The 15885-nt window shown below is 71.0% G+C and carries 15 protein-coding genes; 10 read left to right on the top strand and 5 right to left on the bottom strand.

Annotated elements, in window-relative coordinates:
• Window positions 1–16: 16 nt before the first annotated feature.
• Window positions 17–943 carry a hypothetical protein gene (locus tag ACFY2K_RS16010; RefSeq protein WP_380593992.1) on the bottom strand — a complete coding sequence of 309 codons (927 nt, stop codon included), beginning with the start codon at window positions 941–943 and terminating at the stop codon, window positions 17–19.
• 118 nt (window positions 944–1061) lie between these two features.
• Entirely contained in the window at window positions 1062–1229 is a 168-nt protein-coding gene (locus tag ACFY2K_RS16005; RefSeq protein WP_380593990.1) for a hypothetical protein, read from the bottom strand.
• Between the two features lie 538 nt (window positions 1230–1767).
• Between ACFY2K_RS16005 and ACFY2K_RS16000 the strand changes: the two genes are divergently transcribed.
• The gene (locus ACFY2K_RS16000; RefSeq protein WP_380593988.1) at window positions 1768–2724 is read left to right on the top strand and encodes a hypothetical protein; all 957 of its coding nucleotides are present in this window, start codon (window positions 1768–1770) and stop codon (window positions 2722–2724) included.
• 10 nt (window positions 2725–2734) lie between these two features.
• Window positions 2735–3268, top strand: a complete 534-nt coding sequence (locus ACFY2K_RS15995) for a GNAT family N-acetyltransferase (protein ID WP_380593986.1) — start codon at window positions 2735–2737, stop codon at window positions 3266–3268.
• A gap of 39 nt (window positions 3269–3307) precedes the next feature.
• On the opposite strand, the gene ACFY2K_RS15990 is transcribed toward ACFY2K_RS15995, so the two are convergent.
• On the bottom strand, window positions 3308–3505 hold the full coding sequence (locus tag ACFY2K_RS15990) for a DUF397 domain-containing protein (protein ID WP_380593984.1): 198 nt from the start codon (window positions 3503–3505) through the stop codon (window positions 3308–3310).
• 849 nt (window positions 3506–4354) lie between these two features.
• On the opposite strand from ACFY2K_RS15990, the gene ACFY2K_RS15985 reads away from it, so the two are divergent.
• The 8 genes from ACFY2K_RS15985 to ACFY2K_RS15950 all read left to right on the top strand — a co-directional run bounded on the left by ACFY2K_RS15985 (window position 4355) and on the right by ACFY2K_RS15950 (window position 13704).
• Window positions 4355–5545: an ROK family transcriptional regulator gene (locus ACFY2K_RS15985; protein ID WP_375888260.1), complete on the top strand. Its 1191-nt coding sequence runs from the start codon at window positions 4355–4357 to the stop codon at window positions 5543–5545.
• Window positions 5546–5679: 134 nt separating this feature from the next.
• On the top strand, window positions 5680–7035 hold the full coding sequence (locus ACFY2K_RS15980; RefSeq protein WP_387711849.1) for an ABC transporter substrate-binding protein: 1356 nt from the start codon (window positions 5680–5682) through the stop codon (window positions 7033–7035).
• A gap of 24 nt (window positions 7036–7059) precedes the next feature.
• Entirely contained in the window at window positions 7060–8058 is a 999-nt protein-coding gene (locus ACFY2K_RS15975; protein ID WP_375888255.1) for a carbohydrate ABC transporter permease, read from the top strand.
• Between the two features lie 20 nt (window positions 8059–8078).
• On the top strand, window positions 8079–8981 hold the full coding sequence (locus tag ACFY2K_RS15970; RefSeq protein WP_375888253.1) for a carbohydrate ABC transporter permease: 903 nt from the start codon (window positions 8079–8081) through the stop codon (window positions 8979–8981).
• The gene (locus ACFY2K_RS15965; RefSeq protein ID WP_375888251.1) at window positions 8981–10270 is read left to right on the top strand and encodes a 6-phospho-beta-glucosidase; all 1290 of its coding nucleotides are present in this window, start codon (window positions 8981–8983) and stop codon (window positions 10268–10270) included. The genes ACFY2K_RS15970 and ACFY2K_RS15965 overlap by 1 nt, the downstream gene beginning before the upstream one ends.
• 83 nt (window positions 10271–10353) lie before the next feature.
• Window positions 10354–11373 carry an N-acetylglucosamine kinase gene (locus ACFY2K_RS15960; RefSeq protein ID WP_380523231.1) on the top strand — a complete coding sequence of 340 codons (1020 nt, stop codon included), beginning with the start codon at window positions 10354–10356 and terminating at the stop codon, window positions 11371–11373.
• Window positions 11374–11541: 168 nt separating this feature from the next.
• On the top strand, window positions 11542–12231 hold the full coding sequence (locus tag ACFY2K_RS15955) for a hypothetical protein (RefSeq protein WP_387711845.1): 690 nt from the start codon (window positions 11542–11544) through the stop codon (window positions 12229–12231).
• Window positions 12232–12594: 363 nt separating this feature from the next.
• Window positions 12595–13704, top strand: coding sequence for a hypothetical protein (locus ACFY2K_RS15950; protein WP_375888243.1), 1110 nt, complete (start codon window positions 12595–12597; stop codon window positions 13702–13704).
• A gap of 258 nt (window positions 13705–13962) precedes the next feature.
• Here the strand turns inward: ACFY2K_RS15950 and ACFY2K_RS15945 are convergent, their stop codons facing one another.
• Window positions 13963–14619 (bottom strand): response regulator, encoded by a 657-nt coding sequence (locus tag ACFY2K_RS15945; RefSeq protein WP_380407619.1) that lies wholly within the window; start codon window positions 14617–14619, stop codon window positions 13963–13965.
• The gene (locus ACFY2K_RS15940) at window positions 14616–15827 is read right to left on the bottom strand and encodes a sensor histidine kinase (RefSeq protein WP_380523235.1); all 1212 of its coding nucleotides are present in this window, start codon (window positions 15825–15827) and stop codon (window positions 14616–14618) included. The genes ACFY2K_RS15945 and ACFY2K_RS15940 overlap by 4 nt, the downstream gene beginning before the upstream one ends.
• Between the last annotated feature and the right edge of the window lie 58 nt (window positions 15828–15885).

The following is a 15885-nucleotide window of genomic DNA, read 5'->3' as shown; positions in this document are numbered from 1 at the left end:
TCTGCTCGGTGTGGTACTACAACTGATCGGTCTGGTGGCGCAGGTCGGCCAGCAGCTCCACCCCGTGCGAGGAGAAGTGCTCCCGCAGGAGTTCGAGTTCGCGCATGAGGTAGCGGACGGCCGGCAGGCCCTCGTCGTAGGCGCTCTGAAAGCTCGCCCGCTCGGTGGGCGTCAGGTCGTCGCGGCGCAGTTCGGTCCGGCGGAACCGCAGCAGCTGGTTGTACACGCAGGTCGCGTGGAAGGCCCTGTCGATCTCCCAGTACTGGTTGCGGCCCTCTCCCTGCCCGGCCCGCCACTTGATCTCGATCTTGGGAGAGGTCTTGGACGAGTACCCGTCGGCGAACACCCGGCGCTGGAGGACGTGGAAGCTGATCGACTGGTGCACGCCTTCGTGCAGCAGGTTCTCCGCCAAGAAGTGGGGGGACGGCTGCCCGCTGACCGTGTTCGGCGGAATGTGGCGGCATGCTTTGTCGGAGAACGTGATGATGTACGGGAGCGCCGGGTCGCTGGAGCTAGTCAGCGAGGAGGTGCGGACGCCGGGCTTGAGGCCCACCCACAGCAGCCCTCGGACGAACTCGCGCACGCGGGCGAAGCCTTCGGGGTGGATCAGAGACAGGTGGTCCAGGGCCTGGGTCAGCACCGCGCGACGCTCGTCGGTGTGTTGGACGATCCCGTAGTCCGCCAGGTTGATCTCGTCGGCGATCTCTTCGGGCAGCTCGGCGTCGAACCAGTCGAAGGTCACTCCGGCCACGGTCACGGGTTCGCTGCGCAGCGAGCGGGCGTGTTCCGCGTAAGGGGTGCCCGACCTCACCAGGCGCTCCATCAGGGCGAACGGAAGGGCCAATTCGGCCCCCTCCTCGCGGAGCCGGGTCAGCACCGGATCCTTCCGGTCGAGGTCGAAGAAGGAGCCGGCGGGGACGCGGGTGGCGATAGCGGTCTTCACTGCGGACTCTCCTTGATTGGGGATGTGTGTGCGACGCCGGGCGGCGGGTCGGCGCGGATGATCACCCACGCCGACCCACCCATGCCGTCAACCGACCGGCATCAGTTCGGAACTGCGATCAGGCCTCAGTACCCACCGGGGCGAAGTCGCCGTCCGGGACCGAGTGGTCCAGTCGGCGGGTCAGGGACTCGACCTCCGTCTCCGTGACGAAGCTTCCGCCCTCACTCTTCGGCTTGTCACCGTTGTGGTCGCCCGACCCGCTGCTGGTGCCGTTCTTGTCGTGCATGCCGTGCACTCCTTCCGTATCGCCCGCTGAGAAGCGCAGGGGTGGTGGGCTTTCGAAGGTCGCCGTGCGCAACCGGCAATCCCCGAAGCGCAACCAACTCTGCACATCAGCGAGTAGTCGCTCCGTCACTCCGACGGGCAGGGACAAGTTGACCGCCACGGCGAGATCAACGGCTGCTGACCGACGGACTTTTCGACGGACTTTTTCGCTGGTGGACCTCTGCACGGTCAGCGACCCGCGAGCTACCGTCTGCCATGTGGAGACACAATTCACCTGCCTGTGTACAGAGTTCGGCTGGAGTAGCCCGGCCCGGTTCAGACAGGTGTACGCCGCGACAGCACGCAAGCTCGGAGAGGACGAAGAGGTGAGCAGCCGCCAGTACCACCGCTGGCGACAGCCGCTACCGCCATGCCCTCATCCGGCACGCCAGCGGGTTCTCGAAGCGATGTTGGGTATCCCGTTGGAGCAGGCGGGATTCACTGTGCCGCCACACCGTCGATCAGGAACACCACCCACGCCACGAGAAGAGTCAGAAGACGTGAACCGCCGATCCTTCATCGCCCTGGCCGGCGGTGCCGCCGTGTCCGCCAAGCTGACGCCGCCGCGAATCGGGGCCGAGACCGTCATGGACCTTCGCGCCGGGCTCGCCTCCTTGTACGGGCTGGACGACCGGTTTGGCGGCGCGACAGTCGGCCCCCTCGCCCGAGCCCACCTCGCTCGGGTCGAACGGCTGATCGCCACCAGGAGCTACCCGGGTGCGATCGGCCGTCAGCTCCGACTGATAGCCGGGGAGACTGCGGAACACGTGGCGTGGCTGGCCTTCGACGCCGGCGACAACACCCGGGCCCGGACGCATTGGGAACACGCACTCACCCGAGCCGAGGAGTTGCAGGACAACTCACTCGCCGTGGTTGTGATGGCGTCCATGGCCCTGATGAGTCTTCGAGAGCGCGATCCTGCTGCCGCGCTCGACCTCGCTCGCGGAGCGCAGACGAAGGCCGCGTCGTGGGCGCCTCCCTCATTGATGTCCATCCTGATGACCCGGGAGGCCCGCGCGCTCGCCATGTCGGGCGACCCTGTCAGGGCCCGATCCACTTTGGCGCAGGCGACTCGCACCTTCGAGCAAGAACGCAACGAGCGGCCGGTACCCGACTGGGCGGTGTTCCACGGGCCGGCGGAGTTGGCGCTGGCGCAGGCATCCCTCTTCACGGAGGCGGGGCACCACAAGGCAGCCGTGGACTGGCTGCGGCGCTCGCTCCAGCACCAGGAGACGACCTACGCGCGGAACGAGGCACTGGTTCGGTTCAGCCTCGCCGGGGCGCTCGCACGAGCAGGTGAGGCCGAGGAGTCGGCCCACGAACTCACCTCGGGGGCCGTCCTGCTGACCGAGGTGTCGTCAGGCCGGGCCCGTACATCGATGGAGGAGGCGCACTCCCACCTGAAGCTCCTGAATCCCTCCCTGGCTGCTGCCAGCACCGCCCACCTGATCGCCTAGAAGGAGAACCGTGCAGACACCCGCCTTCGAGACCTTTACGGATCCGGATGCCGCTGCCCGAGTGCTGGACGAGATAGCGCCGCTGTACGAGCAGGTGTTCGCAGAGCCGCCCTACTTCGAGGGGCCCCGCGACCTGGCCGGGTTCCTGGAGGGCTACGAGGCCTTCCGGGCCATGCCCGGCTTCCGACTGGTGCTGGCGCGCTCGGGTGCTGCGTTGGTCGGATTCGCTTTCGGCGTCCTGCTCCAGCCGGACAGCGGTTGGTGGAACGGCCTCGGCTTGGACAAGGGCTTCACCCGCGAGGACGGACACCGAACGTTCGTGATCCGGGAAATCGCCGTGGCTCCGGGGCAGCGCCGTCGGGGGCTGGGCCGGGAACTGCACTCAGCGGTACTCGAAGGAGCCCGGGTGGAGCGTGTGACGCTTGCGGTCCGGCCCGAAGCACAGGCGGCGATGAAGATGTACGAAGCCCTCGGCTATAGGGACCTGGGCGACAAGCCCCCGGCCTGGGAAGGGGCCCCGGTGTACCGCTACATGGTCCGATGACCCGCTACTCGGCTCCGGACGGATGCGTCCGGAGCCGAATCACCCTGTCAAATGGTCGAACTCTCCTGCCCTGACACCGCGCAGGAAGGCGCGGAGCTTGCCGGGCGTTGTGGTGATGATGACGTCGGGGTCATCGCTCTCACGGAGCTTGATGCTGCGGTCAGGGCCTTCGGCAAGGTTGATGCAGTTGACCGACTCGGAACTGTGGCTGGACTTCTGCCAGTTGAGAGCTGTCACGGCGCTTCCTCTCAGATGTCCTTCTCGATTCGGGCAATGAGATCACGCGACTTCGCAGGACTGAGGGCACAGGCCTCCATGAGGTCCGCGGGCCCGCCCTTCTCATCCGTTCCCGGTTCGCCCTGCATCGCACCCCGTTCCGCCGCGATCACGATCGCGGCGGAACGGCGAAGGAACTTTGATTGACCCACAGAATTCCCATCTCCTGCGCAGGAAGTCGGTCTGGCCGACTTCCTGCGCAGGGGCGTGGCAATGGCGTCGCCGCTTCGGCCATGCCGCAGTAGCTGGATTTGCTTTTTGCTGCCCGCCTCAGCACTCGTGCGAGGCGGGCAGCAAAAAAATAGAACCTTCCTCTATATGGCCCCGATGCCCACTTGGCTCGCCAAGGGGGCATCGTTGTCGACCAGTACTTCCACTGCACGCCTCTCCCTGGAGGAGGCCTGAGCCCTTCCAGTCCTTATTTCCCTCTCGATTTCCCAAGACCCCCTTCTGCTGATATCGGGTTTTTCTTGCGGTGCCCCTCGGCCTGCCGAGGGGCACCGCAAGCAATTCAAGGAAGCCCTCAACGATCCAGCGAGAGCCCGAAAGACGACCTCCCCCATTTCACTTCGTTTCCATTGGTGTCGTCTCTCGGTGCGCCGAGGGGCCACACCGCAATCCCCTCTTCTTCAGGAGTCCCGCCCCCGCCGGGGTGGGGGTGGGGCCCGCCGTGGGTCCGGTAACGCTTCGGCATCCGAGGGTGTGGGGGGCATTGACACTGTGCTGACGGGGATCGTACGGTCCTGTTCCGAGCGACTGGAAAGTTTCCTAACAGTTCACGCAGGGGCGGCGGAAGGGGAGGATCCCGGCATGACCAAGAGCACCGCCAAGGCTCCACTCGCCGGTACGCCGAGCCTGTTGCGCGCCATCAACGACCGGGCCGCGCTGGAACTGCTGCTGGAGAACGGGCCGTTGTCCCGGACGCAGATCGGCGCGCTGACCGGGTTGTCGAAGCCGACGGCCTCGCAGTTGCTGTCCCGGTTGGAGGCGGCCGGGCTGGTGCTGCCGGTCGGGACGACGGAGGGTGGGCCGGGGCCCAACGCGCAGCTGTACCAGGTGAATCCGGCGGCCGGGTACGTGGCCGGGCTGGACGTCACCAACAGCGGGATCCGGGTCGCCGTCGCCGACATCACCGGCAACACGCTGACCGAGCACACCGTGTCGACCAAGGGCGTCCCGGCCGCCGGGACGGTGCCGCGGGTGGCCGCGGCCGTCGCCGAGGCGGTGCGCGCCGCCGGGGTGCCCGCGGGGGGTCTGCGGACGGTCGCGATCGGGCTCGGCGGTGCGCCGGACCCGGTCACCGGGAAGCTGCGCTACGCCTCGCACCTGCCCGGTTGGCACTCGCCGCGGCTGGTGGAGGAGCTGACCGGGGCGATCGGCGCGCCGGTGTCGATCGAGAACGACGTGAACCTGGCCGCGGTCGCCGAGCAGGTCTCCGGTGCGGCGGCCGGCTTCGAGGACTTCGTGCTGCTCTGGGCCGAGTCGGGGGTCGGCGCCGCGGTCGTGATCGCCGGGCGGCTGCACCGCGGCTTCACCGGCGGCGCCGGGGAGGTCGGCTACATGCCGGTGCCCGGCTCGCCGGTCGAGTGGGACGCCCGGCGCCGCAAGTTCGGCGGCTTCCAGGACCAGGTCGGGGCGGTCGCCGTCCGGACCCTGGCCCGCGAGCACGGGCTCGGCGCGCCCACCGCCGAGGAGTCGGTCGCCAAGGCCCTGGAGACCCCGGGTGCCGGCGACGCGTTCCTCACCGAACTGGCCGGGCGGCTCGCCGTCGGGCTGTCCGTGATCGTCGCCGTGGTCGACCCCCAGCTGGTGGTCCTCTCCGGCGCGGTGCCGAACGCGGGCGGCGAACGCCTGCGCGCGCTCGTCGAGGACGAACTGGCCCGGGTCTGCCACGCCCGGCCGGAGATCCGCAGCAGTGCCCTGTCCGGCTCGCCCGTCCTGCTCGGCGCCCTGCAACGGGCCCTCACGGACGCCCGTGAGGCGGTCTTCTCCACCCACTAGCGCTCCCCGCTCCCCCGCTCCCCCCGCTTCCCTGCTCCCGCTCCCCAAGACGCCCTGCACCCACCTCTCCCCCAACCCCTACGCGGGCCCCGAGGCAATGACGCCTGTCCGCGCACCCCCAGGAGGACCTCGAAGTGCACGCCACCCCCTCCCGCAGAGGCCGCCGCACCGTCGCCGCCGTCGCCGGCAGCGCCGTCCTGGCCCTGCTCGCCTCCGCCTGCACCGGTTCCAGCGAGTCCGGCGGCAACGACGACTCCGCCAGCGGCAAGGACGTCACCATCACCTTCTGGCACGGCTGGAGCCAGGACAACGAGGTGAAGGCGATCAACGACACCATCGCCGCCTTCGAGAAGGCCCACCCCAACATCCACGTCAAGCCGGTCGGCAACGTCGCGGACGACAAGGTCAACCAGGCCCTGCGGGCCGGCGGGGACGACGCGCCGGACGTGGTGTCCTCCTTCACCACCAACAACGTCGGCATGTTCTGCTCGACGAAGGCGTTCATCGACCTCAAGCCCCAGCTGCAGAAGAGCGGCATCGACGCGGCCAAGACCTTCCCGGCCGCGATGCTCAACTACACCCAGTTCCAGGGCAACCAGTGCTCGCTGCCGCTGCTCGGCGACGCGTACGGCCTGTACTACAACAAGAAGGCCTTCGCCGCGGCCGGCATCTCCGCGCCGCCGAAGACCTTCAGCGAGTTCGCCGCGGACGCCAAGGCGCTGACGCTCGCCGACGGCGACTCGTACAAGCAGCTCGGCTTCATGCCGCTGTACCACGGCTACGAGTCCACCACCGAGCACTTCCTCGGCCAGTACGGCGCCACCTACTTCGGCGCCGACGGCAAGTCGAACCTGGCCGCCGACCCCAAGGTCGCCGCGATGCTCGACTGGCAGAAGGGCATGGTCGACCAGCTCGGCGGCTACGCCAAGCTGGAGAAGTACCGCGCCACCTTCGGCGAGGAGTTCAGCGCCAAGAACCCCTTCCACACCGGTCAGGTCGCGATGGCCATCGACGGTGAGTGGCGGACCGCCTCGCTCGCCGAGAACAAGCCCGACTTCGACTGGGCCACCGCGCCGTTCCCGGTGCCGGACGACCAGGCCGACACCTACGGCCGCGGCTACCAGACCGGCACCATCGTCGGCATCGCCAGCACCAGCAAGAAGCAGACCGCGGCCTGGGAGTTCGTGAAGTTCCTGACCACCGACACGGACGCCGTGGTCAACTTCGCCAACGCCATCCACAACGTGCCGAGCACCTTCGACGCGCTGAGCTCGCCGAAGCTGGTCAGCGACCCGAACTTCAAGACCTTCCTGGACGTCGCCAAGAACCCGAACTCGGGCACCACCCCGGCCAGCGTCAACGGCGGCGCCTACATCGTCTCGCTGCAGAACCTCGGCTACGACTACGAGTCCGGCAAGCAGACCGACCTCAAGGCGGGCCTCGCCGCCACGGCCAAGCAGGTCGACACCGACATCGCCCAGGCGAAGTAGCGGGAACGGTCCACGGAGCACCCCATGTCAATCGCGTTCGGCACCCGCAAGGGCGCCGCGACCACCGACCCGGCGACGCCCTCCACGCAGCAGCTGCTGCGCCGGAAGCGCCGCCGGGAGGCGGCCCGCACCCTCGCCTTCCTCTCCCCCTGGCTGATCGGGTTCAGCGTCTTCTTCGTCTACCCGCTGGTCTCCACCGCCTACTTCTCCTTCACCCGGTACAACGGCATCGGCGCCGCGACCTTCAACGGCCTCAAGAACTGGGACTACGTCCTCAACCAGCTGCCGACCTTCTGGCAGGGCCTGCGCAACACCCTGTGGCTGGTGCTGATCATGGTGTCGCTGCGGGTCGCCTTCGGGCTCGGCATCGGGATGCTGATCACCAAGGTCAAGACCGGCGCGGGCTTCTTCCGCACCGTCTTCTACCTGCCGTACCTGGCCCCGCCGGTGGCCGCCACCGTCGCCTTCGCCTTCCTGCTCAACCCGGGCACCGGCCCGCTGAACCACCTGCTGGGCGAGCTCGGCCTGCCGCAGCCCGGCTGGTTCGCCGACCCGGACTGGTCCAAGCCCGCGCTCACCCTGCTCGCCATGTGGGGCATCGGCGACCTGATGGTCATCTTCATGGCCTCGCTGCTGGACGTCCCCAAGGAGCAGTACGAGGCGGCCGAACTGGACGGCGCCGGCCCGTTCCAGCGGTTCCGGTACGTCACGCTGCCGAACATCTCGCCGATCATCATGTTCGCGGTGGTCACCGGGGTCATCCAGACCATGCAGTACTACACCCAGGCGATCGTCGCCGGGAAGGTCGCCAGCGGCATCGCGGGCAACTCCGGCCAGCAGTTCGAACCCGGCTACCCCCAGGGCTCCACCTGGACCCTGCCCCAGATGGTCTACAACCTCGGCTTCCAGCGCTTCAACTACGGTGCGGCCTGCGCCGTCGCGATGGTGCTGTTCGTCATCTCGATGGCCGTCACCTCGATCCTGCTCCGCCGCAAGTCCGGCTTCATGGCGAGCGACGACTAGCGGACAGTGAGGACCCGACCATGACTCTCAGCTCCACGCTCCCGAAGCCCCCCGCGGGCGCCTCCCGCACCGGCACCGCGGCCGCCCGCGCCGCCCGGCGCCGCGCGCTGCTCAACTGGGTGGCGGTGCACTCGCTGGCGATCGCCGCCGCGCTGTTCTTCCTGCTGCCCTTCGTCTTCGTCTTCCTCACCTCGGTGATGAACGACCAGCAGGCGCTCACCACCGACTACTGGCCCACCTCCTGGAACTGGGGCAACTACGGCCAGGTCTGGCACACCCCCGGCTTCCTCACCTGGTGGCGCAACACCCTGGTGTACGCCTGCGCCGGCACCCTGCTGACCGTCGTCTCCAGCCTGCCGGTCGCCTACGCGCTCGCCAAGTTCCGCTTCCGCGGCCGCAACCTGGCCCTGATGGCCGTCATCGCGATGATGATGCTGCCGCCGCAGGTCACCGTCATCCCGATGTTCCTGTTCTGGACCAAGCAGCTGGGCCTCGGCGGCTCGCTCTGGCCGCTGATCATCCCGATGGCCTTCGGCGACGCCTTCTCGATCTTCCTGCTGCGCCAGTTCCTGCTGACCATCCCCAAGGAGTACCTGGAGGCCGCCCGGATCGACGGCTGCGGCGACCTGCGCACCCTGCTGCGGGTCGTGCTGCCGATGGCCAAGCCGGCCATCGCCGCCGTCGCCCTGTTCCAGTTCTTCTACTGCTGGAACGACTACTTCGGCCCGCAGATCTACGCCAGCAACAACCAGCAGGCCTGGACGCTCAGTTACGGCCTGGAGTCGTTCAAGGCCGCTCACCACACCAACTGGAACCTCACCATGGCCGCCACCCTGCTGGTGATGGCACCGGTGATCGTCCTCTTCTTCTTCGCACAGAAGGCCTTCATCGAAGGCGTGACACTGACAGGGGTCAAGGGCTGATGTCCGCACTCAAGTTGGCCATCGTCGGCGGCGGTTCGACGTACACCCCGGAGCTGATCGACGGCTTCGCCCGGCTGCGCGACACCCTTCCGGTCGGCGAACTGGTCCTGATCGACCCGGCCGCCGAACGGCTGGAGCTGATCGGCGGACTGGCCCGGCGGATCTTCGCCAAGCAGGGCCACTCCGCCACCGTCACCGTCACCACCGACCTGGCGGCGGGCGTCGCCGACGCCGACGCCGTCCTGCTCCAGCTGCGGGTCGGCGGCCAGGCCGCGCGCGACCAGGACGAGACCTGGCCGCTGGAGTGCGGCTGCGTCGGCCAGGAGACCACCGGCGCGGGCGGGCTCGCCAAGGCGCTGCGCACCGTGCCGGTCGTCCTGGACATCGCCGAGCAGGTCCGCCGCACCAACCCGGACGCCTGGATCGTCGACTTCACCAACCCGGTCGGCATCGTCACCCGGGCCCTGCAGAGCGCCGGGCACAAGGCCGTCGGGCTGTGCAACGTCGCCATCGGCTTCCAGCGCAAGTTCGCCGGGCACCTGGGGGTGGACCCGGAGCTGGTCCGGCTGGACCACGTCGGGCTCAACCACCTCACCTGGGAGCGCGGGGTCACCCTGCTGGACGGCCCGGGGGCCGCCGGCGGCCGCGAGGTGCTGCCGGAACTGCTGCGGGACTTCGGCAAGGAGATCGCCGAGGACCTCCACCTGCCGCAGGCCTTCGTGCAGCGGCTCGGCGTGGTGCCCTCCTACTACCTGCGCTACTTCTACCAGCACGACGCGGTGGTCGAGGAGCTCAGGGTGCAGGGCTCGCGGGCCGCCCAGGTCGCCGAGATCGAACGGCAGTTGCTGGAGCTGTACGCCGACCCGGCCCTCGACACCAAGCCGGAACTGCTCGGCAAGCGCGGCGGGGCCTTCTACTCGGAGGCCGCCGTCCAGCTGATCGCCGCCCTGCTCGGCACCGGCGGCGGGACCTCCGTCCAGGTCGTCAACACCCGCAACGACGGGGTGCTGCCGTTCCTGCCGGACGACGCCGTCATCGAGGTGCCCGCCGAGGTGGACGCCCGCGGCGTGCGGCCGCTGCCGCAACGGCCGGTCGAGCCGCTGTTCGCCGGCCTGGTCGCCGCCGTCACCTCGTACGAGCACCTCGCGCTCGACGCCGCCCTGCGCGGCGGCCGCGACCGGGTCTTCGACGCCCTGCTCGCGCACCCGCTGGTCGGCCAGATCGAACTCGCCGACCGGCTCACGGACCGGCTGCTCGCCCACAACCGCGAGCACCTCTCCTGGGCCTGAGAGCCCTCACCGGGCCCCCCGCGTGGGGGCCCGGTCCCCGGCCGGAGCTCGCGGCCGGGCCACGTACGAGCCGCGGGGACCTGATGACCCACCAGCCCGAACCACTCCTGCCCGGCGTCCTCGCCATCGACGCGGGCAACTCCAAGACCGACGTCGCCCTGATCGGCGCCGACGGCACCGTCCGCGGGACCGCCCGCGGCGGCGGCTTCGCCCCGCAGAAGATCGGCGGCGCGGCGGCCGTCGCGGGCCTCGCCCCGCTGGTCGAGGAGGCCGCCGCGGCGGCCGGATTCCCGTCCTTCCGCGGCGTGCTGACCAGCCACGTCAGCGCCTGCCTGGCCAACGCCGACCTCCCGGTGGAGGAGGAGGCGCTGCGCGCAGCCCTGGAATCGCACCCGTGGGGGCTCAGCAACACCGTCGTCAACGACACCTTCGGCCTGCTGCGGGCCGGCACCGACGGCCCGCGCGGGGTCGCGGTGGTCTGCGGCGCCGGGATCAACTGCGTCGGGCTGCTGCCGGACGGGCGCACCGCCCGCTTCCCGGCCCTCGGCGAGCTCACCGGCGACTGGGGCGGCGGCGGCGGACTGGCCGCCAGCAGCATGTGGCACGCCGTCCGCGCGGAGGACGGGCGCGGCGGGCCCACCGGGCTCGCCGCGGCTATCGCCGAGCACTTCGGCCTGTCCAGCGCCGGGGCCGTCGCCGAGGCCGTCCACCTCGGGCACCTGCCGGCCAGCCGGCTGCACGAGATCGTCCGGGTGCTGTTCGCGGTCGCGAACGCCGGGGACGCCGTCGCCCGGGAGCTGATCGACCGGCAGGCCGACGAGATCGTCCGGCTGGCCGTGGTCGCCCTCGGCCGGCTGGACCTGCTGGACTCCGCCACCCCGGTGGTGCTCGGCGGCGGGGTGCTCGCCTCCCGGCAGCCGCTGCTGCTCGACAACCTGAGGGAGCGGCTGGCCCGGGCCGCGCCGCTGGCCGAGCCGCGGGTGGTCGTCGCGCCGCCGGTGCTGGGCGCCGCGCTGCTCGGGCTGGACCACCTGGGCGTGGACGCGGCCGCGCAGGCGCGGGTGCGCGGGGCGTACGAGGCGCAGCCGGCGGTCACGGTCTGACACCTGGCGCCTGGCGCCTCGCCCCTGGCGTCCGACACCTGGCGCCTGCCCCCTGAACCTCCCGCCCCCACCGGACCCGCACGTCCGGCGGGGGCGGGAACCGTACGGTGCGCGCCGCTCGTGGTACCCGGGTACCGACCACCGCCGCCGCCCGGGGAGACTTGTGTCATGGCCGTGCCCCGTACCCTCCTCGCCGCCGCCGCCCTGACCGGACTCACCCTGGCCGGACTCACCGGCTGCACCCCCGCGGACTCCCGCCCGACGGTGACCGCCGCCTCCTCGGCCGAGGCCCTCGCCGACGAGGGCCTGGACGACCCGCTGCTGGACGGCGACGACGACTTCGCCGACGAGGAGGCCTACGCCGCCACCGGCACCGCCGCGGGCACCGTCGCCGCCGCCCCGGGCGCGCCCGTCGACCCCGCCCCGGAGTGCACCGCGCCCGCCCTGCGGCCCGGCCACCAGGTGCTGGTCGTGGTCGCCGCCGGCCCGGCCGAACTCACCGCCCAGCCCGCCCGGTTCGCCTGCACCCCGCCCCGCTACGAGGCCACCGGCTCGCCCGTCCACTACGGCTTCGCGGCGGCCGGCGTCACCGCCACCCTGATCGACCGCCCGCGCGGGGAGAGCGCGCGGCCCGTCCACCTGGACGAACTGGTCACCCACCTCAACGACTGCCTGGCCGAACGCGACCCGGCCGACCCGTACGGCTGCCACGGCAACGCCTACGACGTCGTGCTGGACTCGCACGGGCGGATCATGCGCATCACGGAGGTCCGGGGCACGGAGCTCCAGGGCGCGGACGTCCAGGGCACCGACGTCCAGGGCACGGAAGACCCGGAGGTCGAGGGCGCGCAGCGCTGAGCCGGACGGCGGGCCGGGCCGGGGCGGGCCGCCATACGGTGTAGAAGGCCCCTTCAACTGTTGAGGCATGTCTTCGTCAAGCGCGTCAACCACCTGTCAACTGCGGGTTTTTGACGTTCAATACCTCGTCCGAGGCCGCTCTTGGGGCTGGTCTTACTCCCGGCGTCGTTGACCCGGTTTCCGCGGCGGTGCTTTGCTTCCCGCCGTCGGCAGTGAACCGGTCCCCCATCCCCGTTTCACCGACCGTCCCTGACGGGCGGTCGGTGGACACCGGCCTGCCGTCGTCGCTCCTCCCCCTTTGTCCCCCACGGTGTCGCCGCGCCCCCACCGGCGTGCGGTCGGCATGAGAGAGGAACCCTCACGATGGGCATCTCCCCCACTTCCCGCCGGGCACGGGTCCGGGCCCTGACCGGGCTCAGCGCGCTGGCGCTGGCCGCCACCGGCTTCGCCGCCGCGCCGGCCGCCCAGGCCGACCAGCCGGGCAGCGAGTTCGCCGGGCAGTCCCACCCGTACCGGCACGGCACCGTCCCGACCAAGGAGGCCGCCGAGCACGCCAACGCCGCCTCCGCGGCCGCGAGCCGCACCACCAACCTCAAGTACGGCGGCGCGGTCGACGGCATCGGCGTCACCACCGGCGCCCCGAAGGTGTACGTGGTCTTCTGGGGCTCCCAGTGGGGCACCGCGGGCACCGACGCCAACGGCTACACCACCCTGTCCGGCGACCCGTCCGGCGAGGCCGTCCGGGCGCAGCAGCTGTACAAGGGCCTCGGCACCAACAGCGAGACCTGGTCCGGCGTCATGACCCAGTACTGCGAGGGCGTCGCCAAGGGCGCCACCACCTGCGGCTCCACCGCCGCGCACGTCGGCTACCCGACCGGCGGCGCGCTGGCCGGGGTCTGGGTGGACAACTCGGCCACCGCCCCGGGCCAGGCCACCGGCAACCAGATCGCCAACGAGGCCATCAAGGCCGCCGGGCACTTCGGCAACACCACCGCGGCCGCCAACCGCAACGTGCAGTACGTGGTGCTCTCGCCGACCGGCACCCACCCGGACGGGTTCAACACCTCGACCGGCAACTTCTGCGCCTGGCACGACTGGAACGGCGACACCACGCTGACCGGCGGCGCGGCCACCTCCCCCTACGGCGACGTGGCGTTCAGCAACGACCCGTACGTGACCGACATGGGCACCTCCTGCGGCCAGAACTACGTCAACAGCGGCAGTGCGGGCCTGCTGGACGGCGTGACCATGGTGTTCGGCCACGAGTACGCGGAGACGGTCACCGACCAGAACCCGGCCGGCGGCTGGACCGACTCCTCCGGCTCGGAGAACGCCGACAAGTGCGCCTGGAAGGGCGTCGGCGGCACCGGCGGCTCGCAGAACGTGGCCTTCGCGACCGGCTCGTTCGCGATGCAGGGGACCTGGTCGAACGCGGTCAGCGGGTGCCAGATCTCGCACGCGATCGTCCACTGAGCGGTCGGGCACTGAGCGGTCGGGCACTGAGCGGTCGGGGACCGAACGGTCGGGGACCGACCGACATCGCCTGAACGCCTCCGAACGCCGTCCCCCGAGCAGCGTGGGGCAGCTCGGGAGCTGACGGGACCGACGGATCGGACGGGCCGGAGGGGTCTTGTGCCCTGACGATCCGGTACGGGGGAAGCGCCGGGGCGGGCTGTGCGGGCCCGCCCCGGCGCTTCGCGCTGTCCGGGGCCGGCCACCGGGGCGGCACCGTCACGAGGGCGCGACGAGCCCGAACTCGTAGGCGTGGATGACCAGGTGGACCCGGTCCCGGGCGCCCAGCTTGGTGAACAGCCGGGCGACGTGCGCCTTGGCGGTGGCCACGCTGATGGTGAGTTCCTCGGCGATCTCCGTGTTGGACAGGCCGCGGCCGACCAGGGTGAGCACCTCGCGTTCGCGCCCGGTGATGCCCTCGGCGGACGTCCGCGGCCGGGCGGCCGTGTCCGGGCGGGCGGCGAACTCGCCGATCAGCCGGCGGGTGATGCCCGGCGCGAGCAGGGCGTCCCCGGCGGCGACCACCCGGACGCCGTCCAGGATGGTCTCCAGGGCGAGGTCCTTGACCAGGAAGCCGCTCGCCCCGGCGCGCAGCGCGCCGTACACGTAGTCGTCGTCGTCGAAGGTGGTCAGGACCAGCACGTGGGTGGGCAGGTCCGGGTCGGCGAGGATCCGGCGGGTGGCCTCGATGCCGTCCATGCCGGGCATCCGGATGTCCATCACGGCGACGTCCGGGCGCAGTCGGGCGACCACGTCGACGGCCTCGGCGCCGTTGCCGGCCTCGCCGACCACCTCCAGGTCGGGGGCGTCGGCGATGAGCACGCGCAGGCCGGTGCGGATCAGCGGCTGGTCGTCGACCAGGACGACGCGGATCACGGTCCCACCTCCAGGGGGGTCGGTTCGGGGCTCCCGGCGGGCACGGCCGGGAGCGGCAGCAGGGCGGCCACCCGGAAGCCGCCGCCGGGGCGCGGGCCGGCGCTGAACTCGCCGTCCAGCAGGGCGACCCGCTCGCGCATCCCGGCCAGGCCGTAGCCGGTGCCGGGGGTGGCCGTGGGCGTGCCGGCGCCGAGGTCGACGACGGTGACGGCGAGGTGCTCGGGCGCGTACGCGACGGTGACGTGGCAGTCCCGGGTGCCGGAGTGCTTGACCACGTTGGTGACCGCCTCCTGGACGATCCGGTAGGCGGCGAGGTCCACCTCGGGCGGCAGCGCCCGGGCCTCGCCGCTGCGGCTGAGCGCGACCCGCACCCCGGCGCCGGCCGCCTTCTCCCGCATCCGCTCCAACTCGTCCAGCCCGGGCGCCACTTCGAGCGGTGCGGACTCGCCCTCGCCCTGCCGCAGCGCGCCGAGCATCCGGCGCAGCCCGGCCAGGGTCTCCCGGCTGGTGGCCTCGATGGCGTTCAGCGCGTTGCGGGTCTCGGCGGGCTGGGTGTCCATGACCCGGCTGCCCATGCCCGCCTGGATCGCGATGATGCCGATGTTGTGGGCCACCATGTCGTGCAACTCGCGGGCGATCCGCAGCCGTTCGGCGGTGACGGCCTGCTCGGCGGCGCGGCCGCGCAGCGCCTCGGTGTGGGCGCGGCCCTGGCGGACGGTGTTGCCGATCAGCCAGGCGATCAGGACGGTCGCGGCGATGCCCAGGTAGGCGTACGGGTTCACCGGGTAGCCGTTGACGGCGCCCCAGGCGAACAGCGTGGCGAGCACGGTCAGCGGCATCGCCACCGCGATCGTCGAGAGCAGGCGGGAGCGGGTGACCACGCAGTAGCCGACCACCGCCTCGGCGATCAGGAACTGCACCGGCGCGGTCGCCGTGACCGTCCACATCCCGAGCGAGAAGACGCCACCCGCCAGCGCGACCGCGACCGCCGCCAGCGGCAGCCGCACCAGCAGGAAGGCGACCAGCGTGGTGACCACGGCGGTGACCACCAGGGCCATGTCCTCGGTGTTGCCGTCGTAATTGAACAGGTGGCTCAACTCGTTGTCCCGGGTGAAGAACCGGAACACCACGATGGACGTCCAGAACGCCGCCACCCACACGCCCGCGGGCAGGCGCCTGAGCAGCGGCGGGCGGGGTTCGGTGATCATGACGCGATGGTAGCGGCGGGCCGTCGGACGGCGCATCGGCCCGCGGGCGTAATCCCCG

The organism is Kitasatospora sp. NPDC001309 (genome assembly GCF_042896295.1).
Taxonomy (GTDB): Bacteria; Actinomycetota; Actinomycetes; order Streptomycetales; family Streptomycetaceae; genus Kitasatospora.
The sequence above is the reverse complement of the archived record's forward strand: the minus strand, read 5'-3'. Positions and strand labels throughout refer to the sequence as shown.